At 66.0% G+C, this 22,887-nt stretch carries 24 protein-coding genes and 1 riboswitch; of the genes, 13 read left to right on the forward strand and 11 right to left on the reverse strand.

The features are described 5' to 3' along the window. Positions 1-35: 35 nt before the first annotated feature. The 4 genes from AB3G31_RS10715 to AB3G31_RS10730 are packed head-to-tail and all read left to right on the forward strand — an operon-like array spanning position 36 to position 4,331. Positions 36-2,651 carry an EAL domain-containing protein gene (locus AB3G31_RS10715; RefSeq protein WP_367850157.1) on the forward strand — a complete coding sequence of 872 codons (2,616 nt, stop codon included), beginning with the start codon at positions 36-38 and terminating at the stop codon, positions 2,649-2,651. 6 nt (positions 2,652-2,657) lie between these two features. After that, positions 2,658-3,554, forward strand: coding sequence for an ATP-binding protein (locus AB3G31_RS10720; RefSeq protein ID WP_367850158.1), 897 nt, complete (start codon positions 2,658-2,660; stop codon positions 3,552-3,554). Further along, on the forward strand, positions 3,551-3,889 hold the full coding sequence (locus AB3G31_RS10725; RefSeq protein ID WP_367850159.1) for a response regulator: 339 nt from the start codon (positions 3,551-3,553) through the stop codon (positions 3,887-3,889). The genes AB3G31_RS10720 and AB3G31_RS10725 overlap by 4 nt, the downstream gene beginning before the upstream one ends. Then, positions 3,852-4,331, forward strand: a complete 480-nt coding sequence (locus AB3G31_RS10730; protein WP_367850160.1) for an HD-GYP domain-containing protein — start codon at positions 3,852-3,854, stop codon at positions 4,329-4,331. The genes AB3G31_RS10725 and AB3G31_RS10730 overlap by 38 nt, the downstream gene beginning before the upstream one ends. Positions 4,332-4,897: 566 nt before the next feature. On the opposite strand, the gene AB3G31_RS10735 is transcribed toward AB3G31_RS10730, so the two are convergent. From AB3G31_RS10735 to AB3G31_RS10755, 5 genes are read right to left on the reverse strand one after another with little or no spacing between them, the layout of a single operon-like run. Continuing rightward, complete coding sequence (locus tag AB3G31_RS10735) at positions 4,898-5,662, reverse strand: HpcH/HpaI aldolase/citrate lyase family protein (RefSeq protein ID WP_367850161.1); 765 nt, start codon at positions 5,660-5,662, stop codon at positions 4,898-4,900. A 29-nt stretch (positions 5,663-5,691) separates the two neighbouring features. Beyond that, positions 5,692-6,471: an SDR family NAD(P)-dependent oxidoreductase gene (locus AB3G31_RS10740; RefSeq protein WP_367850162.1), complete on the reverse strand. Its 780-nt coding sequence runs from the start codon at positions 6,469-6,471 to the stop codon at positions 5,692-5,694. Continuing rightward, a complete protein-coding gene (gene pdxA / locus AB3G31_RS10745) occupies positions 6,468-7,493 on the reverse strand; it encodes a 4-hydroxythreonine-4-phosphate dehydrogenase PdxA (RefSeq protein ID WP_367850163.1) in 1,026 nt (341 codons plus the stop codon). The genes AB3G31_RS10740 and pdxA overlap by 4 nt, the downstream gene beginning before the upstream one ends. Next, positions 7,490-8,494, reverse strand: a complete 1,005-nt coding sequence (locus tag AB3G31_RS10750) for a four-carbon acid sugar kinase family protein (protein ID WP_367850164.1) — start codon at positions 8,492-8,494, stop codon at positions 7,490-7,492. Before AB3G31_RS10750 ends, pdxA begins: the two co-directional genes overlap by 4 nt. Continuing rightward, entirely contained in the window at positions 8,491-9,300 is an 810-nt protein-coding gene (locus AB3G31_RS10755; RefSeq protein WP_367850165.1) for a DeoR/GlpR family DNA-binding transcription regulator, read from the reverse strand. The genes AB3G31_RS10750 and AB3G31_RS10755 overlap by 4 nt, the downstream gene beginning before the upstream one ends. Before the next feature lie 150 nt (positions 9,301-9,450). Between AB3G31_RS10755 and AB3G31_RS10760 the strand changes: the two genes are divergently transcribed. After that, on the forward strand, positions 9,451-10,443 hold the full coding sequence (locus AB3G31_RS10760; protein WP_367850166.1) for a Bug family tripartite tricarboxylate transporter substrate binding protein: 993 nt from the start codon (positions 9,451-9,453) through the stop codon (positions 10,441-10,443). On the opposite strand, the gene AB3G31_RS10765 is transcribed toward AB3G31_RS10760, so the two are convergent. After that, entirely contained in the window at positions 10,440-11,402 is a 963-nt protein-coding gene (locus tag AB3G31_RS10765; RefSeq protein WP_367850167.1) for an AEC family transporter, read from the reverse strand. The two genes, AB3G31_RS10760 and AB3G31_RS10765, sit on opposite strands and share 4 nt — an antisense overlap. A 160-nt stretch (positions 11,403-11,562) precedes the next feature. Between AB3G31_RS10765 and AB3G31_RS10770 the strand changes: the two genes are divergently transcribed. Both AB3G31_RS10770 and msrA read left to right on the forward strand, forming a co-directional pair. Further along, complete coding sequence (locus AB3G31_RS10770) at positions 11,563-12,657, forward strand: lactonase family protein (RefSeq protein WP_367850168.1); 1,095 nt, start codon at positions 11,563-11,565, stop codon at positions 12,655-12,657. A gap of 86 nt (positions 12,658-12,743) precedes the next feature. Then, complete coding sequence (msrA, locus tag AB3G31_RS10775) at positions 12,744-13,250, forward strand: peptide-methionine (S)-S-oxide reductase MsrA (protein ID WP_367850169.1); 507 nt, start codon at positions 12,744-12,746, stop codon at positions 13,248-13,250. 72 nt (positions 13,251-13,322) lie between these two features. Here msrA and AB3G31_RS10780 read toward each other — a convergent pair whose 3' ends face one another. After that, positions 13,323-14,126, reverse strand: coding sequence for a cysteine hydrolase (locus AB3G31_RS10780; RefSeq protein ID WP_367850326.1), 804 nt, complete (start codon positions 14,124-14,126; stop codon positions 13,323-13,325). Between the two features lie 14 nt (positions 14,127-14,140). Continuing rightward, entirely contained in the window at positions 14,141-14,641 is a 501-nt protein-coding gene (locus AB3G31_RS10785; RefSeq protein ID WP_367850170.1) for a hypothetical protein, read from the reverse strand. A 91-nt stretch (positions 14,642-14,732) separates the two neighbouring features. Between AB3G31_RS10785 and AB3G31_RS10790 the strand changes: the two genes are divergently transcribed. The 6 genes from AB3G31_RS10790 (at position 14,733) to AB3G31_RS10815 (ending at position 19,581) form a co-directional block, all read left to right on the forward strand. Next, on the forward strand, positions 14,733-15,386 hold the full coding sequence (locus AB3G31_RS10790; RefSeq protein WP_367850171.1) for a VTT domain-containing protein: 654 nt from the start codon (positions 14,733-14,735) through the stop codon (positions 15,384-15,386). A 143-nt stretch (positions 15,387-15,529) separates the two neighbouring features. Beyond that, positions 15,530-15,628: riboswitch (TPP riboswitch) on the forward strand. 45 nt (positions 15,629-15,673) lie between these two features. Then, positions 15,674-16,696 carry a thiamine ABC transporter substrate binding subunit gene (locus AB3G31_RS10795; protein WP_367850172.1) on the forward strand — a complete coding sequence of 341 codons (1,023 nt, stop codon included), beginning with the start codon at positions 15,674-15,676 and terminating at the stop codon, positions 16,694-16,696. Beyond that, positions 16,697-18,274 carry an ABC transporter permease gene (locus AB3G31_RS10800; protein WP_367850173.1) on the forward strand — a complete coding sequence of 526 codons (1,578 nt, stop codon included), beginning with the start codon at positions 16,697-16,699 and terminating at the stop codon, positions 18,272-18,274. Then, complete coding sequence (locus AB3G31_RS10805) at positions 18,267-18,911, forward strand: ABC transporter ATP-binding protein (RefSeq protein WP_367850174.1); 645 nt, start codon at positions 18,267-18,269, stop codon at positions 18,909-18,911. Before AB3G31_RS10800 ends, AB3G31_RS10805 begins: the two co-directional genes overlap by 8 nt. A gap of 249 nt (positions 18,912-19,160) precedes the next feature. Next, the gene (locus AB3G31_RS10810; RefSeq protein WP_367850175.1) at positions 19,161-19,325 is read left to right on the forward strand and encodes a hypothetical protein; all 165 of its coding nucleotides are present in this window, start codon (positions 19,161-19,163) and stop codon (positions 19,323-19,325) included. Between the two features lie 49 nt (positions 19,326-19,374). Beyond that, the gene (locus tag AB3G31_RS10815; RefSeq protein ID WP_367850176.1) at positions 19,375-19,581 is read left to right on the forward strand and encodes a hypothetical protein; all 207 of its coding nucleotides are present in this window, start codon (positions 19,375-19,377) and stop codon (positions 19,579-19,581) included. A 10-nt stretch (positions 19,582-19,591) separates the two neighbouring features. Here AB3G31_RS10815 and upp read toward each other — a convergent pair whose 3' ends face one another. Genes upp through AB3G31_RS10830 form a run of 3 tightly spaced genes read right to left on the reverse strand, consistent with a single transcriptional unit; the run spans position 19,592 to position 22,789 of the window. After that, on the reverse strand, positions 19,592-20,221 hold the full coding sequence (gene upp / locus AB3G31_RS10820) for a uracil phosphoribosyltransferase (RefSeq protein ID WP_367850177.1): 630 nt from the start codon (positions 20,219-20,221) through the stop codon (positions 19,592-19,594). Positions 20,222-20,240: 19 nt separating this feature from the next. After that, complete coding sequence (locus tag AB3G31_RS10825) at positions 20,241-21,518, reverse strand: URC4/urg3 family protein (RefSeq protein WP_367850178.1); 1,278 nt, start codon at positions 21,516-21,518, stop codon at positions 20,241-20,243. Next, positions 21,515-22,789: a GTP cyclohydrolase II gene (locus AB3G31_RS10830; RefSeq protein ID WP_367850179.1), complete on the reverse strand. Its 1,275-nt coding sequence runs from the start codon at positions 22,787-22,789 to the stop codon at positions 21,515-21,517. Before AB3G31_RS10830 ends, AB3G31_RS10825 begins: the two co-directional genes overlap by 4 nt. Between the last annotated feature and the right edge of the window lie 98 nt (positions 22,790-22,887).

Consider the following 22,887-nt stretch of genomic DNA (forward strand, 5'->3'; position numbering starts at 1 on the left):
CCCCGCGGGTGCAGTCTGCCGGACACACTGTCGGCATGCCAAAAAATCCATCCTTCCCGCTCATTGCCCCGCACCCCGATGCCGCGCTGGCGCGCGCGGTGACCACGCCCGCACCGGCCGGCCCGGACATGACCCTGTACGAGGTGCTGGACCGGCTGGGCCCGTCGATCTTCGCTGGCCTGCTCGACACCGACGGCATGCTGCGTTATGCCAACCAGGCGGCACTGCAGGCCATCGGCAGCACGGCGGATCAGGTGCTCGGCCGACGCTTCGACACCACCCCGTGGTGGCAGGCCTGCAGCCTCTCGCAGCAGCGTCTGCAGCAGGCGCTGGCCAGCGCCTTGCGCGGCGAGGCCTCGCGCTTCGACGCGCGCATCGCCACCACCAGTGGCGCCACCTTGTCGATGGACTTCTCGCTGCTGCCGCTCTACGGTGCGGACGGCCGGGTGCTCTGGCTGATCCCGTCAGCCCGTGACGTGAGCGAGCGCGAACAGGCCCAGCACCAGCTTCAGCTCACCCGCCACGCCGTCGAACAGGCCAGCGATGCGCTGCTGCAGGTCGGGCCCGACGGTGCCCTGCGCGATGCCAACCGAGCAGCCTGCTGCCTGTTGGGGCTGGACCGCGAGCAACTGCTGCGGCTGCGTGTGTCCGACATCGATACCCAGGTGGATGCGACGCAGTGGCCGCACCGCTGGCGCGAATTGTGCGAACAGGGTTCGCTGCGGTTCGAGACCAACGTCCGCCACCAGGAGGGCCATGAGATTCCGGCCGATGTCTCCGTCAGCCTGGTCACCAGCGAGAACGAGACCTTTGCCCATGTCTGCCTCGACGATCTGCGCGAACGCCGCGCCGCCGAACGCCGCATCCGGCAATTGCTGCAGTTCGATGAACTGACCGGGCTGGCAAACCGCCAATTGCTTTACGAGCGTCTGGGCGCGACCTTGCAGACCAGCACCGAGACAGTCGTACTCTTGCTGGAAATCGACCGTTTCAAGCGCATCAATGACGGCCTCGGCCCGCAAATCGGTGATGCCGTGCTGCGCGAAGCGGCACAGCGGATCACCGCCACGGTGCGCAGCATCGACTTGGTCGCGCGACGCGGCGGCGACGAGTTCGTGGTCGTGATGCCGACTCCTTCGGCGCCTACGCTGCACACGGCACAGGCGCTGCTCGACGCCATGGCCCGACCGATGTGGATCGAGGGGCACGAGATCTACATCACCTGCAGCATCGGCATCGCCACGGCACCAGGCGACGGCGACCTTCCGGACACACTGGTGCGTCGCGCCAACGCGGCGCTGCACCAGGCCAAGCTGCAGGGCCGCAACCAGGCGGCGGTCTACGCCGGTGTGCCGCACGACGACGACCCTGAGCGGCTGGCCCTGGAGACCGCGCTACGCCATGCACTGCACGACGAGCAATTCGACCTGCATTACCAGCCGCAGGTGGACCTGGTGCATGGCCGCATCGTGGGCGTGGAGGCCTTGCTGCGCTGGCAGCACCCGACCCTGGGCCGTATCGCACCGGATCGCTTCATCCCCATCGCCGAAGAAACCGGCCTGATCTTCGCCATTGGCGACTGGGTGCTGTGCCGCGCCATCGAGCAGGCGGCGGCCTGGCAGCGGGCAGGCTTGCCATCGTTGCGCATGTCGGTCAACCTCTCGGCGCGCCAATTGCTGCAGCCGGAACTGGGGCGGCGCATCGAAGGCCTGCTCGCCGCCGCCGATCTCAACCCGAAGCTGTTCGGCGTCGAGGTCACCGAGAGCATGCTGATCGCCAACTTCGACCAGGCGGTGCAGCATCTGCAAGCGCTGCGTGCGCTGGGTGTCGAGGTTTCGCTCGACGACTTCGGCACCGGCTACTCGAGCCTGAGCTACCTGCGCCGACTGCCAGTGGACGTGGTCAAGATCGACCGCTCGCTGGTGCCCGACGTCACCGCGCTGGCGGAAGATGTATCGATCACGCGCGCCATCATCACGATGGCGCACCAGTTGCAGATGAAGGTGCTTGCCGAAGGTGTCGAAAGCGAAGGCCAGGCGGTGCTGCTGGCGGCCAACCAGTGCGACCAGATGCAGGGCTACTGGTTCAGCGCGGCACAGCCTGCGGCGGCAGTCGAGACCATGCTGCGCGAGGGCCGGCAGATCGATCCGGCGCTCTTCGACCGGCGTTCGCGACAGCGCACCCTGCTTTTGGTAGACGACGAGGAAAACATCGTCTCCGCGCTCCGTCGGCTGCTGCGCAACGAAGGCTGGCTGGTGCTCAGCGCCACCTCTGCCGAACAGGCGCTGCAGCTGCTGGCACGGCATGAAGTCGACGTGATTCTGTCCGACCAGCGCATGCCGGGCATGACCGGCGTCGAACTGCTGCGGCGGGCCAGGCGGCTGTACCCGGACACGCTGCGACTGGTGTTATCGGGCTACACCGAGCTGCAGTCGATTACCGACGCGATCAACGAAGGAGCGATCTACAAATTCCTTGCCAAGCCCTGGGACGACGAACAGTTGCGAGCCCACCTGCGCGAGGCCTTTGCGTTGAAGGAGATCGCCGACCAGAACGGCCGCCTCAACCAGGAGTTGAAGGTCGCAAACAGGGACCTGGCAGCGCTGAATGGGCAGCTGCAGACACGGCTCGAAGCGGCTTTACGTTGCTGATGTCCCATGTTCGAATCCGAACTCATCTCGCTGCAGCGCGCAAACCAGGAGCTCCGCGCGCTGAACGAAAGCCTGCGCAGCGCGCAGAATAAGGTGCGGCAGTCCGAACGGCTGGCGTCGATCGGGCAGCTCGCCGCTGGCGTGGCCCACGAGATCAACAACCCGATCGGCTATGTCTTCTCGAACTTCGGTACGCTGGAAGCTTATCTCCTGCGCCTGTTCGAGATGCTCGAAGCCTACGAGCAGGCGGAATTGGCGCTGGCCGGCAGTGCCGTTGCGACCCGGCTCGCGGCATTGCGTTCGCGCGTCGAACTCGACTATCTGAAACAGGACATCCCGTTGCTGATGGGTGAGGCGAAAGAGGGCCTGTCGCGGGTGCGCAAGATCGTCCAGGATCTGAAGGACTTTTCGCGTGCCAACACCCACCAGGAGTGGGTATGGGCCTCGCTGCACCAGGGCATCGAATCGACACTGAACATCGTCGCCAGCAAAATCAAGTGCCGGGCCGACGTTCGACGCGAATACGGTGCCTTGCCCGAGATCGAATGCCTGCCTTCGGAGCTCAACCAAGTGTTCCTGAATCTGCTGGTCAATGCGGCGCATGCGGTCGGGCCGGAGCGCGGCCTGATCGTCGTGCGCAGCGGCACCGCCGAGAACGCGGTCTGGGTCGAGGTCGAGGACGACGGCTGCGGCATCGCAGCCGAACACCTACCGAGCGTCTTCGAGCCTTTTTTCACCACGAAGCCTGTGGGCCGCGGCACCGGGCTCGGCCTGTCGCTGGCCTACTGCATCGTGCACAAGCACCAGGGCCGCATCGACGTGCGCAGCGAACCGGGCCACGGGACGTGCTTTCGCATCACGCTGCCGGTGCGGCACGCGGTCGCCGAAGGTGCTGCAGCATGACGGCCGCCCTCACGCCCTGGACGCTGCTCGCCGTCGACGACGAGCCGAACATCCTGGCCGCATTGCGGCGGGTGTTGCGCGCGACGGGCTGGCGCATCCTGACGGCGGGGCACGCCCAGGAAGCGCTGGCGCTGCTCGCCACCGAGCCCATCGATGCGGTGCTGTCCGACATGCGCATGCCGGACATGAACGGTGTGCAACTGCTCGAACGGGTTGGCCAGCGCTGGCCGCGAACCGCGAGGCTGCTGCTGACCGGCCCCGGTGCTCGGGGAGCAGGCCCTGCTGGCCAGCGACGACATGCAGGGTATCGCGCCGTTGATTCGCTCTCATCATGAGCGCTGGGACGGACGCGGTTTTCCGGACGGACTGTGCGGCGTGGCGATCCCGCTCGGGGCACGCATCCTGGCGGTGGCCGATGCCTATGAGGACTTGCGCAGCGGCCGCATCGATGGCCAGGCACTAAGCCCACCCGATGCCCGCCGCGCGGTGATCGCCGGGAGCGGCAGCCGGTTCGATCCAACCATCATCGATGCCTTCGCGAGCCTGTTCACGGCCGCGCCACCCAGCCCGAGCACCCCCTCGCTGCGCCTGCGCACCGCGGAGCTGCGCACCGCTCAGACATTGACAGAGGATTTCATGTCGCCTGAGGGCGTACTGCTGCTGTCGACCGGCCAGCGATTAAACGACGACCTGATCGACCGCATCCGAGCCTTCGAACGCAAACATGGCCTGACGCTGACACTGGCCGTACTGTTGCCACAGGAGATTTCCTTGTGAAGCCGCGGTCTACCACTCGCCGGCAATAATCGGTGTCGAAGCAGTGAAGTTCGCTTTCGATACGGTGGCATCTTCACCTAATTTGGACCTGCGACTTCACACGCACCGGTTCTCCAACACGCTCGAGGATGGTCGCATCGTTGGCGTCCGCCTGGCGGTCCGGGCACCCACGTCCAACCCACATTCTGGCCTGCCTCGGCGGCGGGCCATTTCCCACCTGTCGGCTTCCGATGCAAAGCGGTCGTGCATGAATTTGCCTCGAATGACCGCAAAAACCGAAAGCCTGCGCCGCAGAATCTGGCATCTATGTCAAGATGAGATGCCCGGACGCTTGCCGACAGGTTCCAGGTCAGGCCGATCAGGCCCGCAGCGCACAGCAGGGACGCACCACTGAAGATCTGGCCGCTGGCCACCATGTGAAGGTGGCGGCGGCAAAGTCGCGCCAGACCAGACGGTTCAACATGCGCAAATTATGCCGCCAGCCACTGGCATGGGCGCTACATTTTTGTGAGCTGCTTACGCTTATTGAATCAGCACGGGCCGCCTAAAAAGCTTGAAAGATTTCTTCAGGCCTTGAAGCGCGCCGCCAGGGCATCCGCCGCGGCAATCAGCAGGTGCATGTCGCTGCCCACGCCGACCATGGTGGCGCCCTGGGCCAGGTAGGGTTCGCCCTTGCCGTCCACGGTCAAGATGCCCACCGGCTTGCCCGCGGCCACGCCAATGGCAATCGCCTTGCTGATGGCGGCTTGCACCACGGGGTGGCCGCTCTGGCCGCGGTAGCCCAGGCTGGCCGCCAGGTCGGACGGGCCGATGAAGACGGCGTCCACGCCCGGCACGCGGCAGATGGCTTCCAGGTCGTCGAGCGCCTCGCGGGATTCAATTTGCAGAATGACGGCGATCTCGTCGTTGGCCCGGGCCATGTAGTCGCTGCAACGGGTGTAGCCGCCGCCCCGCGTACTGCCCGCCACGCCGCGCAGGCCTTCGGGCGCAAAGCGGGTGTACGACACGGCCTCGGCGGCCTCGGCGGCGCTGCGGATATTGGGCACCATCAGGTTGGTGGTGCCCGCGTCCAGCAGGCGCTTGATGAAGGCCATGTCGTTCGACGGCACCCGCACCACGGCCGCGCTGGGGCTGCCGCGCAGGGCCAGCAGTTGCGTGCTGATGGTGTCCAGGTTGCTCTGGGTGTGCTCCATGTCGAGCATCAGCCAGTCGAACCCGGCGTGCGCCAGGCATTCCACGGTGGCCAAGTGGGCAAAGTTGCACCACAGGCCGATGAGCGGGCGGCCCGCGGCCAGGGCTTGCTTGAAGGTGTTGGGGGGGAGGGTGTGCATGCTTGTCTCTTTGTATTTTTAAGATGGCTTCAGGGCATCAATTGCCCGCCGTTGACTTCGATGATCTGGCCGGTGATGTAGCCCGACAGCGTCTCGTCCGCCAGGAACAGGTAGGCCCCCACGCAGTCGGCCGGGGTGCCGGTGCGGCCCATGGGGATAGATTTGCGTGCGCCCTCCAGCTGTTCGGGGCTGGAGTTGCGGGTGTGGAAGTCGGTCAGGATCACGCCCGGGGCCACACCGTTGACGCGCACACCAAACGGGGCCATTTCGCGGGCGAACACGCGGGTCATGGTGCTCACAAAGGCCTTGGCCGCGCCGTACAGGCCCACGCCGTCGCCGCCGCCGGTGCGGGCTGCGATAGAGGTGGTGTTGACCATGCTGCCCCGGCCTGCCGCGCGCATCACCGGTGCGGCGGCGCGGCAGATGGCGAAGGCGGCGTGCACGTTCAGGCCCATCACCCGGTCGTAATCGTCGTCGGTGGCCTGCTCCAGCGGGCGGCGGCCAAACATGTCGCCCGCGTTGTTGACCAGCACGTCCAGCCCGCCAAAAACGGCCACGGTTTTGTCAACCAGCGGCTGGGCCACGGTGCGGTCTTGCAAGTCGCCGCCCAGGGTGATGGCCGTGCCCCCGGCGGCGCGGATGGCGGCGGCCACCGATTCGGCGCCGTCCTGGTTGCGGGAATAGTGCACCGCCACCTGCGCGCCCCGGGCGCCAAAGGCCAGCGCCACCGCTGCGCCAATGCCGGAGCCGCCGCCGGTGACCAGCACGCTGCGGCCGGTGAATTGCAGGGAGGGGGGAAATTCGCTCATGCCAAGGTCTCCAGTTTTTGGTGTGCGGTTTTGCGCAGACCCTCGACCAGGGTCATGGCGTATTCGGTGGCGTCCACCATGCTGTCGGCGCTGGCGATGCCCTTGCCTGCGATATCAAACGCCGTGCCGTGGTCTACCGAGGTGCGCAGAATCGGCAGGCCCAGGGTGATGTTCACGCCGCTCACCGCGTTCCACGCGCCGGTGGCGGGGTCGATGGAAAAGCCCAGCAGCTTCACCGGAATGTGGCCCTGGTCGTGGAACATGGCCACCACCGCGTCGAACTGGCCCGCGCGCAGCTTGATGAACACCGTGTCGCCCGCCCACGGCCCGGTCACCAGCTGGCCTGCGGCGGCGTATTCGGCCACGATGGGGGCGATGATTTCGCCGTCTTCCTTGCCCAGGATGCCGCCTTCACCGGCGTGCGGGTTCAGCCCGGCTACGGCGATGCGCGGCTGGGGAATGCCGAGGGCACGCAGCGCGTCCAGCGTCACGTCCAGCACGCGGCGCAGGCGCACCGGGGTCAGGCGCTTGGGCACTTCGGACAAGGGGCAGTGGGTGGACACGTGGCTTACGCGCATGCCGCCGTGGGCCAGCATCATCACGCCGTCGCGCATGCCGGTCAGGTGGGCCAGCATCTCGGTGTGGCCCTCGAACGGGTAGCCCGCCAGGTGCAGCGCCTCCTTGCACAGTGGCGCGGTCACGATGGCGTCGATCTGTCCGGCCTGCGTCATCTGCACCGCGCGCTCCACCGCCAGGTACGACCATTTGCCAGCGGCGGCAGACACCTCGCCCACCGGCATGGGGCCGTCCACCGGGCCCACGTCCACCATGTTCAGCGGCGCGGCATCCAGACCCAAAAGCTGGCTGGCGCGGGCCAGCGATGCCGCGCAGCCAAACACGGTGAGTTCGATGCGGCCCTGCTGCACCAGCTCGCGCATCTGGTGGGCGGCCTTGACGATGATCTCCGGGCCAATGCCCGCAGGGTCGCCCATGGTGAGGGCGAGGCGAATGGGTGTACTCATGGGGAAATTTCCTTTGCGGTCAACGTAGCCAGTAGGGCGGATAGATCGTCCGGCGCGCCAAACGCCCCGGAGCGGGAATAACAGGCCACGCCGTGCCACGGCCCGCCCAGCAAAGTCGCCCGGCCCCAGCCGCTGCGCGGGCTGGCGCAGGCCTGCAGGCTGTGCACGCCCGCCGCCTGGCACAGCGCCAGCAGGGTGTCACCGCCCACCACCACCAGGTTGTCGGGGCGGGGCAGGGTGTGCACCAGGGTCTGGGCGCGTTGCTGTAACAGCAATCGGGCCTCGGCGACGGGTAGCGGCTGGGGGTGGGACAGGTCGTGAAGATCGATGGAGCCCAGTTGGCCCCGCACCACCGGGTGGCGGCTGGCGGTGATGGTGTGGGTCAGGCCCGGCGTGGGCGGTGCTGCGTGGCGCGGCGCGTGCTGTCCCTGCCGCGCCAGCGCCCAGGCCAGCCCGGCGCTGCCACACCAGAGCCAGCGCGGGGCGGCGTGGCTTGCCAGCCGGTCCAGGTCGGCATCGCTCAGCACGTCGGGCACCAGCACGCCGCCTTGCGCATCGGGCACGTCACCGCTGCGGACCGTGAGGCCCACGGCGGCAAATGCGGCCCGCAGGTCGATGGCATCCGGGCCCACGTGGTGCTGGCCGCCCTGCGTCAGCCGCCCCTGCGCCGGGTAGGCCGGGGCAAACACCACACCGTCAAAACCGCCGTGGCGCAGCAGCCAGGCGACTTCGGCAAAGGTATTGCCGCGCAGCAGGCTGTCGATCTTTTTAAATGCTTGTGTGCCTGGCGCGGTGAACCAGGGCAGGCAGGCCTGCAGCACGCCGGGCAGGGCGGTGGAGGGCATGTCTCGGCTGCCGGTGGCCCAGGCCTGGACGGGCGCTGGGGAATCTGGCGCTTGCAGAAACACCGGCACCTGCTGCGCGCCGGTGAACGCGGCGGCGGAATCCAGCGCGCCGGTCAGGTCATCGGCCAGGATGCGCCAGGCTTGCGGCTGGCTCATGCCACCGACACCTGCGTCACCTGCAGCCCGGCTTTGCCCAGCGCATCCAGCTCTGCGGCGGGAATGCCGCTGTCGGTGATCACCGCGTCGAATTCCGCCAGCGTGCAGATGGTCATGAAGGCGCGGGGGCGGAACTTGGACGCGTCCACCAGCAGTCGCTTGGTGTGGGCGGCCTGCATCAGCGCGCGCTTGACGGCGGCGACTTCGGGGTCGGTCTCGGACAGCACGCCGTCGGTCACGGCATGTGCGCCCATCAGCAGCACGTCGGCGCGGATGTGGCGGGCACCGGTCAGCACCTCGTCGCCCATCAGGGTGTTGCTGCCAGCGCGCAGCATGCCGCCCAGCACGTGCACGCGGATCTGCGGGCTGCTGCCCAGCAGCTGGGCGATGGCCAGGTCGTTGGTTACGGCCACCAGCGGGATGCGCCGCTCCAGCACGGCCCGGGCGACTTCCATGACGGTGCTGCCGCTGTCAAAGACCACGCTCTGGCCGGGCTGCAGCTCGGCGGCGGCGGCATAGCCGATGGCGCGTTTTTCCCGTGGCGACAGCTCTGCCGCGGCCACCGGGTCGGGCTCGAAGGTGCTGTAGTGCTGCTGGCGCAACAGCGCACCGCCGTGGGTGCGGTCGAGCACGCCGTCGGCCTCCAGCACGTCCAGGTCGCGGCGCAGGGTGGAGACCGACGCGTCCAGCGCCTGGGCCAGCTGCTGCAGCGTCACCGCACCGTGGCGGCGCAGGAAGTCAACGATGCGGTCGCGCCGCTGGCTGGGTAGCAACGTCACGATGGCGAGCGGTTGTGGGCTGGTCATGGTAGGTTTTGATAGGGTATTCACCAATGAATGGTCGAATTGTGGAAATTTATCTTGATTGTATTTGTTAGATTGTGAAAGAATTTGACGCATGTTGCAAGATGGCATGTTGCAACAGACCCGCATACCAACACACCGGAGACAACGCCCATGTTCACAAGCCGTATTCCTTCCCGCCGCACCGTGCTCAGCGCCGTGGCCCTGGCCGCTGCCGCCTGCCTGCCCAGTCTGGCGCAGGCCCAGGCCTACCCCCACAAGCCGGTGACCTTGATCGTGCCCTACCCCGCAGGCGGTGCCAACGATGCGGTGGGCCGCCTGATCGGCCAAAAGCTGGCGGAAACCCTGGGCCAGCCGGTGGTGGTGGACAACCGCCCCGGTGCGGGCACCACCATTGGCGCAGCACTGGCATCCAAGGCCGCACCCGACGGCTACACCATCCTGCTGGGTTCGCTGGCCAGTAACGCCGTCAGCCCGCACCTGATCGCCAACCCCGGCTACGACGCGCTGAAAGATTTCGCCCCCATTGGCCTGATCGGCGTGGCCCCCATCGTGGCCACGGTGAACAAGGAGTCGCCCTACACCAGCCTGAAGTCACTGGTGGACGAGGCCAAGAAGCACCCCGGCGACGTGATGTATGGCTCGGCGGGCAATGGCTCGCCCTTGCACCTGGCGGGCGAGCTGTTCACCCAGGCGGCGGGGGTGAACATGACGCACGTGCCCTACAAGGGTGGCAATGCCCACACCATGGATTTGATCGGCGGGCGCTTGTCGGTGATTTTTGACACCACCACGGGTGCCATGACCATGATCAAGGCCGACAAGATCCGCGCCATCGCCGTCTCTTCGCCCACCCGGCTGCCCGAACTGCCCAATGTGCCGACCTTTGCCGAGGCGGGCTACCCCAACTTCGAGGTGCAAGGCTGGTACGCGCTGTATGTGCCCGCCAAAACCCCGGCCGACATCGTCGCCCGCCTCAGCGCCGACCTGGGCAAGGTGATGGCAATGCCCGATGTGGACAGCAAGCTCAAGGCCCTGGCCGTGAAACCCGCCTACGGCTCAGCCCAAGACCTGGGCACCTTCACCCAGACCGAGTTTGCCAAGTACGGCAAGGTGATCAAGGTGGCCAACATCAAGGCAGATTAAGCCAGCCACTGCACGGCGGCGGAGAACGTCAAAAACGCCGCTGCCGTGGTCACCAGGATGATGCGGGCGATACGCCCGTTGTCGGCCCCGAAGCGCTCGGCCAGCAGGGTCACATTGCTGGCGCTGGGCAGGGCCGCCACCAGCACCAGCACCTGCAGCACCAAGGGCTGCAGCGGCACACCGCAGCGCATGGCCGCCGTGCCCACGCCCCACACCAGCAGCGGGTGGACAAACAATTTGATGCCCGCTACCGGCAGGTAATCGCGCAGCAGCGGCGCGGCATGGCCCTGTGTGGCCAGGATGTGCGAGCGCGCCAGCACCGCGCCGATGGTGAACAGCGCCACCGGCGAGGCCGCGTCGGCCAGCAGCCCCAGCGTCTGCTGCACCGGGCCGGGCAGTTTGAAGCCCGTGGCCGAGGCCAGGCCGCCCAGCAAAATCGCCCAGGGCATGGGATTGCGCAGCACGCCGCGCAGGGCCTGGCGCGCCGCATGGGCCATACCGTGCGTGCCCGCGTGGTCCAGCTGCGACAGGGCGATGCACAGCGAGGTGGTCACCACCATGTCCACCACGATGGCCACAATCGCCGGGCCCGCCGCCTGCGCACCCAGCAGCGCCACCAGCAGCGGCACGCCCATGAAGCCGGTATTGGGAAAGGCCGCCACCAGCGCACCAAACGCCGCATCGTTCCAGCCGATGCGCGCGTTGCGGCTAAACGCCACCGTGCCCGCCACGATGGCCAGCCCGCACAGCAGGTAGGTGAAAAACGCGCTGCCGTCCAGCAGCTGCGCCAGCGGCGTGCTGGCGCCAAACCGGTACAGCATGCAGGGCAGGGCGAAGAACAGCACAAAGCCGTTCATCCCCGGTATCGCCTCCAGCGGCAGCATGCGGCGGCGCGCCGCCACGTACCCGGCCAGGACCAGGGCGAAGAAGGGGAAGGTGACGGCAAGGATGGCTAGCACGGTGCCAACTATACATTTCATAGCTGCTCACGCTCATGCAATAAGCGCTAGCGGCCTAAATGGCGATTTTTTCCAGGTGCCTACGGGCAATGGCGGGTTTATCCATAGTTACATGTTGCCATGCTAGTTGTACGATGTCGCATCACTAACTGGAGACACCATGCCCCTGCCTCGGCACTTTATTTCCCATACCGCCCTGTGCGCTGTTGTGTGCTGCGCAGCAGCATCGGTGGCCGCCAAGACCCTGGTGTATGTATCCAACGCCGACAGCAAGGAGATTTATGTGATGGAGCTGGACGGCCGCAGCGGTGGCCTCACGCTGGTCGAGAAGGTGCCGACCGGGGGCATGGTGATGCCGCTGGCGGTCAGTCCGGACCGCCGGTTTTTGTACGCATCGCTGCGTTCGGCGCCGTTTTCGGTGACCACTTTTGCCATTGCCCCCGACAGCGGCAAGCTCACCGCGCTGGCCACCGTGCCGCTGGCCGACAACATGGCGAATATCGCCACCGACAAAACGGGCCGCTTTCTGCTGGCTGCGTCGTACGGCGGCGACAAGATCTCGGTCAACCCGATTGCCCCCAACGGTCTGGTCGAGGCCACGCCGGTGTCTGTCATCCCCACGGGCAAGAACGCCCACGCCGTGATGACCGATGCGGGAAACACCCATTTGCTGGCCTCCAACCTGGGCAGCGACGCAATGTTGCAATACAAGTTTGACCCCGCTACCGGCCGGGTCGAGCCCGGTACGCCGCCTGCGCTGGCCACGGTCAAGGGGGCCGGGCCGCGCCATTTCGTGTTCCACCCCAACCAGCGCTGGGTGTTTGGCAGCAACGAGCTGAATGGCACCGTCAGTGCCTATGGCTACAACGCCGACCAGGGCACGCTGAACTGGTTGGGCTCGGTGTCGGCGCTGCCTCCGGGCTTCGTCTGGAAAGAGGCGCTGGCCACCGCCGATATCCACCTCACACCCAGCGGCAAGTTCCTGTACGCCACCGAGCGCACCTCCAACACCCTGAGCGCTTACCGGGTGGATGCCGAAACCGGGGGCTTGGCGCTGGTGGGCCAGTACCCCACCGAAACCCAGCCGCGGGGCTTCAACATCGATCCCCAGGGCCAGTATTTGTTGGCCGTGGGGCAAAAATCGCACGCCCTGACCAGCTACCGCATCCACCCGGACACCGGGGCGCTGACGGTGCTGCAACACCACGCCATGGGCAAGAACCCCAACTGGGTGGAAATCATCGACCTGCCTTGAACCGGGGTGCCTGGTGTTTACCGACGCAGCCATTCTTGCAATCTGCATTTCTGGCGCAAACTGCCTCTTCTTGAAAGGACAACACCATGGCAATTGAAACCGCAGTTTTGGCTGGAGGCTGTTTTTGGGGCATGCAGGACCTGGTCCGCAAGCTGCCCGGGGTGGTGTCCACCCGCGTGGGCTATGTGGGCGGCACCAACGACCACCCCAACTACCGCAACCACCCCGGCCACGCCGAGGGCGTGAGCATCGGCTTCGACAACGCGGTAACCAGCTACCGCGCGATTTTGGAATTCTTCTTCCAGATCCACGACCCCAGCACCGTGAACCGCCAGGGCAACGACGTGGGCACCAGCTACCGCTCGGCCATCTTCTACACCAGCGAGGCGCAAAAAGCCGTGGCCCTGGACACCATCCAGGACGTGGATGCCTCCGGCCTGTGGCCCGGCAAGGTGGTCACCGAAGTGCTGCCCGCGCCCACCTTCTGGGATGCGGAGCCCGAGCACCAGGACTATCTGGTGCACCGCCCCAACGGCTACACCTGCCACTTTGCCCGCCCGGGCTGGAAGCTGCCCGCACGCGCGGCACGCTGAGCGTTACATGCTTTTTAGGCTGCTAGCGCTTATTCCATCAGCGTAAGCAGCTATCGTAAAGAGAGCGATGGTTTATAGCTGGACCTGCGTGCTCGTGGCCAGCTCGATGCCCTGGGCCAGCATGCTTTGCATGAATGCGTCGTGCTGGGCCTGGAAACCGGCCACCGGGCTCATGCAATCGGTCAGCAGCACGATGCGCTGCGGCTTTTGGCGGGCCAGGTGCTCGACGATGTGCTCGGTGGTGGCGCGCACGCAGTGGCTGCTGGCTTCGCCTGCAATCAGCAGCACGTCGGCCTGGTCCATGGCGGCCATCAGCGTGTGGTTGAGGCCGGTGGCTTCGTCGTGCGCGTCGGGCACCTCGGCCATGACGGCACTGTAGTGCTCGGTCCAGGGGTTGCTGCCCTTGGTGAGCTTGGTGGCGTTGCGGCCCTGCTGGTCTTCCCAGGCGTTGTAGGCGGCGCGCACGTCGGCATGCACGTTGTGGCCCCAGCTGCCGATTTCGCAGTGCACCGGCCACACCATCAGCAGATAGCGGCCCCGGGCTTCCAGGGCGTCCAGGTAGGCCAGCGTGCGCCCCAGCGCCCCAGGCTGGCGCGGCAGGTACTGGCCTGCGTGCACGGCGGCGGCGGTGATGGTGGTGAACGGCGCCACCGCGCTGCCATCGGCCTGCTGCCAGAAGGTGGGGTGGGCGATGTCGATGCGGTGGTGCGAGTCCAGCGTGAGGGTGATGTCGGTCAGCTGTGGCCCGTGGGCGCGGATGAAGGCCGCCAGGCGCTGCATGTCGGCCGTGGCACCGGCCACGGGCAGGGCGGCGCCCGGCAGATCGCAAAAGTCGTTTTGCGGGTCGATGATGAGCAGGTGGGTGTGGTGCGACATGGCAGTAAAGGCGGTCATGGGGCTGGGGAGCGCAGGGAGGACAGCAGGGATGACAAGGATATGCCGTTGGCTTGCAAGGCCTCATAGCCCACTGCTGCGATCAGGCCCAGCATCATGACGATGGCGAGTACCCAGGGCGCGCGGCTGCGGCGCCGTGGTCGGGGCTGCGGGGGCAGGGGGGGCATGCTGAATGCAGGCTTTGCGGGCGCGGGAGGCGGTGGCGCCACGGGGGCCGGTGGGGGGGTGGGCGATGCTGCGGCGACCGGGGTGGCTTCGGGTGATGGCACCGGCGCTGCGGGCGGGGGCGGCACGGGAGAGGCCATGGAGGGGGCAGTAGGTGCGGCAGCGGGCTTGGCGAAAGGCATGGCCTCGGGTTTGGCCATGGCCTGCTCCAGCAACGACATGCGCTGGGGTGAGGATGGGGGCTGGGGTGGGGGCAACGCGGCGGCACAGTGGGCGCACACGGTCGCGTCGCGGGCGTTCTCGCTGTGGCAGGCGGGGCAGAGGTGGCTCATGTTTCAACTCGGGTAGGTGGGGCGGGCAGGCGTAAGTCCTGTGGGGGCAATGTCACATGGTGACAGCAGCCACCCACGATAATCGCGCTCCATGGACATTCTCATGCAACTTCTCGACTTCATTCTCCATGTAGACAAATACCTGGAGGCCTTTGTGATCAGCTATGGCCCCTGGGTCTATGCACTGTTGTTTCTGATCATCTTTGTGGAGACCGGCGTGGTGGTCATGCCGTTTCTGCCCGGCGACTCCTTGCTGTTTGTGGTGGGCGCCATGTGTGGCGTAGGGCTGATGTCCTACCCCGTTGCGGTGGGCCTGCTGCTGGCGGCCGCCATCCTGGGCAACCAGAGCAACTATGCGCTTGGCCGCTTTTTTGGCCCTAAGGTGTTCCAGTGGGAAGACTCAAAATTCTTCAACAAGAAAGCCTTCAACCAGGCCCATGCGTTTTACGAACGCTACGGCGGCGTGACCCTGGTGGCCGCGCGCTTCATGCCGTTTGTGCGCACCTTTGCGCCGTTTGTAGCCGGGGTGGCCATGATGGGCCGCGCCAAATTCACGTTTTTTGACGTGCTGGGCGGTGCGCTGTGGGTGGTGGGCATCGTCACCATCGGGTACTTCTTTGGCAACTTCCCGTGGGTCAAGCACAACCTGGACAAAATCATCTGGGCCATGATTTTGATCCCGGCGGCGCTGGTTGTGTTAGGCGCGCTAAAGGGCCGCAATGCGGGCAAAGCCGAAAACGCCTGATGCTTAAATTTTAGGCATCGTAAGCTTTATCCATATAAATCAAGCACTTAACCTTCCTATACAAGTGCTTGGCAGGGTTATCCACACCTTTATCCAGTGTTGGCAGGGAGAACTTGGAGCCGGTGGACAACCACTACAATCCGGTTTTTCACCGGGGGTGTCTGGATCTCAAAACCAGACTGAGAAATACCCCACACCTGATCTGGGTCATGCCAGCGGAGGGAGCGTGATGGGGTCACCCTCTTGGCCTTTTCATGCGTCTGCCGCTGGCGCACTGAAAGGCAACCATGCTGCACCGCCGTCGTTTCACCCTGGCCGCCACCGCGCTGGCCGCATTCATTTCCCTCCCTGCCCTGGCTGACGACGCCCCGCTGCGGGTGCTGGTGCACAGCTCGTTCTCGCTGCCCAAGCCGCTTCTGGCCCAGTTCGAGGCCGAGTCTGGCGTCAAGCTCAGCATCATCAAGGCGGGCGATGCGGGCGAGATGCTCAACAAGCTCATCCTCACCCGTGCCCAGCCCATCGCCGACGTGGTGTTTGGCCTGGACAACGCGTCCGTCGCCAAGGCACAGGCCAACAAGGTGCTGGAGCCGGTGGCCTACACCCAGGGCTCGGCCACCGCCCAGGTGGACGCCAACGTGGTGCCGGTGGACTACGGCTTCGTCAACCTGAACTTTGACAAGGCGGCCTTCGCCAAGAGCGGCCTGGCCCTGCCCAAGACCCTGGAAGACCTGGCCCAACCCGCCTACCGCAACCTGCTGGTGGTGCCCAACCCGGCCACCTCCAGCCCCGGCTACGCGTTCTTGCTGGCCACCATTGCCGGTATGGGCGAAGAAAAGGCCTTTGACTGGTGGGCCCGCATGCGCGGCAACGGCGTGAAAGCCGTAAAGGGCTGGACCGAGGCCTACTACACCGAATTCAGCCGCAACGGCGGCACCCGCCCGCTGGTGGTCAGCTACGCCAGCAGCCCGGCGGCCGAGGTGTTCTACAGCAAGGAAAAAATCACCGAATCGCCCACCGGCAACCTGTTCCTCAAGGGTGGCGTGTTCCGCCAAGTCGAGGGCGTGGCCCTGGTGGCCGGTGGCGGCCAGCGGGAGGCGGCTGGCAAGTTCATCCGCTTCATGCGCTCCGGCGTGGTGCAAGAGGCTTTGCAAACCACCATGTGGATGTACCCCATCGAAGCCCACACGCCGCTGGCCGACGTGATGAAGCACGCCGTGGAACCCACCGCCTTTGACAGCCTGCCCGCCGAGACGATTGCCGACAAGGGCACGGGCTGGGTGGCGCGCTGGACGCAAGTCGTCTTGAAGTAGATGCCGCCTCGCCGTTGGCGATCGGCCGCGTTGGCCCTGCTGCCGCTGCTGGCCTTGGGCGTGCTGCTGGTGGCCCCGGTGCTGCGGCTGGCGGGCGAGGGCTGGTGGGGCGATTTGGCCACCCAAACACCCAGCTCCCCGTGGGCACTGTGGACCGATCCGTATCTGCGTTGGCGCGTGCTGTGGTCGGTGCTGCAGGCGGCGGCTACCTGCATCGCCGCGCTGCTGCTGGGCTTGCCCGTGGCCTGGGTGCTGGCGCGCTGGGAGTTTGCGGGCCGCAGCCTGGTGCTGCGCCTGTTGATGCTGCCGTTTGTGGTGCCCACCCTGGTCGCCGCGCTGGGCGTGCTGGCGCTGTGGGGGCCGCGCGGGGTGTTCAGCGGCTGGCTGGATGTCCACCTGCAAGACACGCCTTGGCTGCTGCTGTACGGGAACCTGTTCTTCAACCTGTGCGTGGTGGTGCGCGCCGGGGTGGACGCGCTGGAGCACGTCAGCGCGCCGCGCGTGGCGGCGGCCCGCACGCTGGGGGCCACGCCCTGGCGGGCGTTCTGGCGGGTCGAGTGGCCCGCCATCCTGCCCTGGCTGGCGTCCAGCCTGTGCCTGGTGTTTTTGTACTGCTTTGCCGGGTTTGGCCTGGCCCTGGTACTGGGTGGCCAGCGCTACGCCACGGTGGAGGTGGAGATCTACACCCTGGTCGCCCACGAGCTGCAACTGGCCCCGGCCAGCCTGCTGGCGCTGTGGATGCTGCTGTTGACCGGCACGGTGGCTTGGGGCTACGCGCTTATTGAGAAACGCCTGGCCACGCCCACCCGCGTGCAGCCCATCGCCCGCCAGCACCCCAGCCGCCCGGCGCACTGGCTGGGCGTGGCCGCGGCACTGGGCGTGCTGGCCTTCTTTTGCGCCGCGCCGCTGGTAGCCATTGTGTGGCGCGCCGCCCATGCCGGCTGGGACACCTGGGCGCTGGTGGCCGACGTTGAGACGCTGGCCGCGCTGTGGAACACCCTGCGTTTTTCCGCCACCGCGCTGCTGCTGGCCACCGTGCTGGGCGTGCTGCACGCGCTGGCCGCGCAAAGCTCCGTAGCGATGCGTGCCGCCGCGTTCCTGCCGTTTGTGGTGTCGCCCATCACCGTGGCTTTCGGCCTGCTGCTGCTGTACCCGCAATGGACCGCCAGCCTGCCGCTGCTGTTGTGCGCCTACGCCGTGCTGGCCTATCCGTTTGTCGCCAAGTCGCTGGCATCGGCCCTGGACAACGTGCCCGAACACCTGCCCCAGGCCGCCCGCAGCCTGGGCGCCAGCCCCTGGCGCGTGTTCTGGCGCGTCACCTTGCCCATGGTGGCCCCCGCACTGCGCCGGGGCATGGCTTTCGCGGCGGCTACCGCTCTGGGCGAATTTGCCGTGACCCTGTTTTTATCCCGCCCCGAATGGGCCACGCTGACCACGCTGATCTACCAGCGCCTGGGCCGCCCGGGTGCTGCCAATGGCGATGCGGCTCTGGTGCTGGCCTGCGTGCTGATGGCGCTGGCCCTGGCCGCATTTGCGTTGATCGAAGGCCCACGCCGGACAGAATCTCCCCATGCTTGAACTGCGCTTCATCACCAAACACTACGGCCCGCGCTTGCTGGCCGACCAGCTCAGCCTGCAAGTGGCCGAGGGCGAAATCGTCGCCTTGCTCGGCCCCTCGGGCAGTGGCAAAAGCACCTTGCTGAAGATTGCCGCCGGGCTGGAGGCCGCCGAGTCGGGGAGCGTCTGGTTCGATGGCCAGGACATCAGCCGCCTGCCGCCCGAGCGGCGCGGCTTTGCGCTGATGTTCCAGGACTTTGCGCTGTTTCCGCATCTGGACGTGCGCGACAACGTAGCCTTTGGCCTGGTCGAGCAGCGGGTGCCCAAGGCCCAGGCCCGCCAGCGCGCTGAAGTCCTGCTGGAGCGCTTCGGCCTGGCCAACCACGCCCGGCACCGGGTCTGGACGCTTTCGGGTGGCGAGCAGCAGCGCGTGGCCCTGGCACGGGCCCTCATCACCGCGCCCCGTGCGCTGCTGCTGGACGAGCCGTTTTCCGCCCTGGATGCCGCCCTGCGCCGCGACCTGCAGGCTGAATTCCGCCAGCGCATCTTTGAAGCCGGTATGGCCACGGTGTTGGTCACCCACGACGAAGCCGAAGCCCAGGCCATGGCCACGCGCGGCCTGCGGCTGGTGGCAGGGCGGCTGGAGCAGTTATGGTGATTTGCTCCTAAATAAGTAGCTTCTTGCGCTTATGGAATAAGCGCTGGAGGCCTATTTCTTATAAATCCGCAGACGCCTGCGGGCTTGGCAAGGTGCTGCCGACATGCACCAAATTGAGGCAAAACTGGGCCTTATACCAAACAAGAATCGCTTATGTGCATTATTTCGTGCGGGCGCGCACCGGCTCTGTGCGATACTAGGGTTAACCCTGAAAAATGGGAAACGGATTTACCCCAGGACATTTTGGCCATGCACATTCTTTATTTATTTTGGTTCTCCGCACGCAACGCGGTCAACGCCATCGGTCGCCATCTCGACCAGCAAGACCAGCGCGATGTAGACAGCTATCTGGGCAAATCCCAGTCGTTCGCCGACCTTGAGTCCCGCGAACGCCAGTGGCTGCAATCCCAGTAATTTTTACCATTTTCAGGCGCCGTGCCTGAGTCCTTTTTGGAGTTTCACCATGCAAGTTCTGTATTTCATCAAATCCCTGTTCGCCGTTGCCCAAATCCAGTTTGCCCCCGGCGAGCGCGTCAACCTGGTGCGTCGTGGCAGCATCGAGCGCACCGACGGCTACGTGCTGGCCCAGACCGACAAGGGCGTGCTGGTCGAGTGGCCCCGCGCTGGCTCCAGCCTGGTGAACTCGACCGACCTGACCGTCATCGTCTAAATCTGCTTGGTTATTGGGTGCCGAAAATACGGTCACCCGCATCGCCCAGACCGGGCACGATGTAGCCGTGGCTGTTGAGCTGGCGGTCGATGGCGGCGGTATAGATGGCCACATCGGGGTGCGCAGCCTGCAACGCGGCCACGCCTTCGGGGCAGGTCAGCAGGCAGACAAACTTGATCGACTTCGGGTTCAGCTCCTTGAGCCGCTCCACCGCCGCAATGGCCGAGTTGCCGGTGGCCAGCATGGGGTCCACGATCACCACATCGCGCTCTTGCATGTCCTTGGGCATCTTGAAATAGTACTCCACGGCCGTCAGCGTCTTGGGGTCGCGGTACAGGCCCACATGGCCTACGCGCGCGCCCGGCACCACGCTGAGCATGCCCTCCAGAATGCCGTTGCCCGCGCGCAGGATGGACACAAACACCAGCTTCTTGCCGTCGATCACCCGGGCGGTCATGGTCTCCAGCGGGGTTTCGATCTCCACGTCTTGCATCGGCATGTCGCGCGTGACCTCGTAGGCCATCAGCGAACTCAGCTCGTTGAGCAGGCGGCGGAAGGTGTTGGTGCTGGCATCCTTGCGGCGCATCAGCGTCAGCTTGTGTTGCACCAGCGGGTGGTTGATCAGGTGGACGTTGCTCATGGTGTGCTTCTTCAATGGGTTAGAAAACGGTGCCATCGCTGGCGATGTTCAGGGGTGGTGTACCGCCCCGCAAGCGCTGGGCCAGCACGCGGCCTGCGGCCCATGTGCCGCCCTCCAACACGCAGGCCAGCGGCATTTGCGCGGCGGTAAGGCCTAGCTCGGCGCGCACCAGCGGGGCCAGTTCGTCCAGCAGGGCCACCGTCAAAGCGCGCCATTCGACGATGCATTCGTCGCCTGCGGTGTGCGCCTGGGTGGCCAGGGCCGGGTCTTTCAATACCAGCACGCCGCTGTCGAGCAACAGGCCGCCGTTGCGGTATTCGGGCAGACCGGTCAGTGCGTCCAGCCCGGTCACGGTCACATCGGCCCATTCCAGCGGCTCCAGCAGCGAGTAGGTGAGCCACTGCGACAGCTTGTGGAAGGGCATCCAGCCTGCAGATGCACCTTCGCCGGGCACGGCGCTGTGCTGCCAGCAGTCACCGAGCGCAATCTCGGCCCCATCGTCAGTTTTGATAGCATTTTGTGCAGGCCAGATAGGCGACAGCGTGGCAAGCAGTGCGCCAAGAATGTCGTGCGCCGCCACCGTGGGCTCGTCGGTGTCGGTAGGCACCAAGTGGTCAAACAAGCGGCCCGGACGGCACAGTCCACCCGCACCGCCAAACACTTCGGGCTGGGCTGCAACTACCTCGCCCAGGCGGCGCAACAGGGTGGCGCGGCCTTCCAGCCCGACCAGCGGGTTTTCCACGCCGACCTGGAAGGCATCGCCCAACTGGCGCGAGGTGAGGGACTGCAGGCCCAGCGCGTCGGCCTGGCAGGGCTGGGTGGGTTTGCTGGAAAACAGGCCTTTGGTGAAGGCGTTGAAGCTGGCCACGCCCAGGCCTTCGGAGCGGCTGAGCTTTTGGCCCGTGCGCGGGTCGGTGTAGCTCCAGTCGGGGCCCGCGCCTGCATCCAGCAGCACGCTGACGATGGCCAGGTCGATCTGCGCGCGGGCCCGTTTGGCCACCGAGACCTTGCCCAGCTCTTCGGTCATCTGGTCCACGCGCTTTACGCCGCCCGCCTCAAAATGCCGCCAGCGGCTGTGGTACGGGATCTGCAGGCTGGGGTAATTTGTGCGGGTGACCTCGGCCACCAGTTGCGCGGTGGGGGCCAGTGCGGCATCCACCACGGTGAAATACTGTGAATCGCCCGCACGGGCGCGCGCCAGCAGGCCCTGGGCCCGCGCACGGATGGTGTTTGTAGAGCGTAATAGGGCTCCAGCGCTTACTGCATCAGCGTGAGCAGCTATTAAAGTTGTAGTCATTCAGTCAATCCACGGCCCTTGGCCTTTTTGAGTTCTTCGGCATCCGGTACGGCACCGGGCGTGAAGTAGCCCGCGGCCATTTTCGCGTCCATTTCCACTTGGGCATCGGCGGGGATCATGTGCTCGGGGATATTCACCCGCTGCACCACCTCGATACCGGCGCGGGTGATGGCGTCGTATTTCATATTGCTCATCGACACCAGGCGGTGGATCTTGCGGATGCCCAGCCAGTTCAGCACGTCGGGCATGAGTTCCTGGAAGCGCATGTCCTGCACGCCCGCCACGCATTCGGTGCGGTTGAAATACTGGTCGGCGGTGTCGCCCCCCACCTGGCGCTTGCGGGCGTTGTAGACCAGAAATTTGGTGACTTCGCCCAGAGCCCGGCCTTCCTTGCGGAAGTAACTCACCAGGCCCACGCCGCCGCGCTGCGCGCCCTGGATGCATTCTTCGATGGCGTGCGTGAGGTAGGGGCGGCAGGTGCAGATGTCGGAGCCAAATACGTCCGAGCCGTTGCACTCGTCGTGCACGCGCGCCGTGAGCTCCACCTCGGGATTCGCCAGGTCGCGCGGGTTGCCGAAGATGTAGGCCGTCAGGCCGCCGATGGGCGGCAAAAACACTTCCAGGTCGCTGCGGGTCACCAGTTCGGGGTACATGCCGCCGGTTTCCTCGAACAGGATGCGGCGCAGTTCGGCCTCGGTGCAGCCAAAGCGCTTGGCCACTTCGGGCAGGTACCACACGGGTTCTACCGCCACCTTGGTGACCATGGCCGCGCCGCTGGCGGTGAGGAATTTGCCGTCGGCCTTCAGACGGCCCGACTGCAGCGCTTCGATGACTTCGGGCAGGATCACATGGGCCTGGGTGACGGCGATGGTAGGGCGGATGTCGTAGCCCTCGGCCAGTTCTGATGCAAACACGTCGGCTACCGTGGCGCCCCAGGGGTCCATGGCCACGATGCGGCCCGGCTCGCTCCATTGCGGGTAGGGGCCGATGATGTCGGTGGGCATGGTGTTGGTCAGGTCGGCCTTGTGCTGCGGCGACAGGCCGCCCGAGGCAACTGCAAGCGCGCGGTAAATGCTGTAACTGCCGCTGTGCGTGCCGATGACGTTGCGGTGGCTGCGTTTGGTGGTGGTGCCCACCACCGGGCCGCGTTCGGCGGCGGTAGCGGCCGCCCAGCGGATGGGCAGTGCGCCGTAGCCGCTGGCGTGCGAGGTGAGGCGGATGTGGCTGGTTTGCGCGGGAGCCATCGAGCCGGTGGCGGTGTCAGCGGGCATAAAGAGTCCTCAAATGGCGTATCGATTGACTTATCAAATAGCGTAACAATTTCGGTGCACGCTATGCATTTTGCATGCCGAACCGCTGCCAAACTGCC

Origin of the sequence: Rhodoferax sp. WC2427, assembly GCF_040822085.1 — a bacterium.
GTDB lineage: Bacteria > Pseudomonadota > Gammaproteobacteria > Burkholderiales > Burkholderiaceae_C > Rhodoferax_B.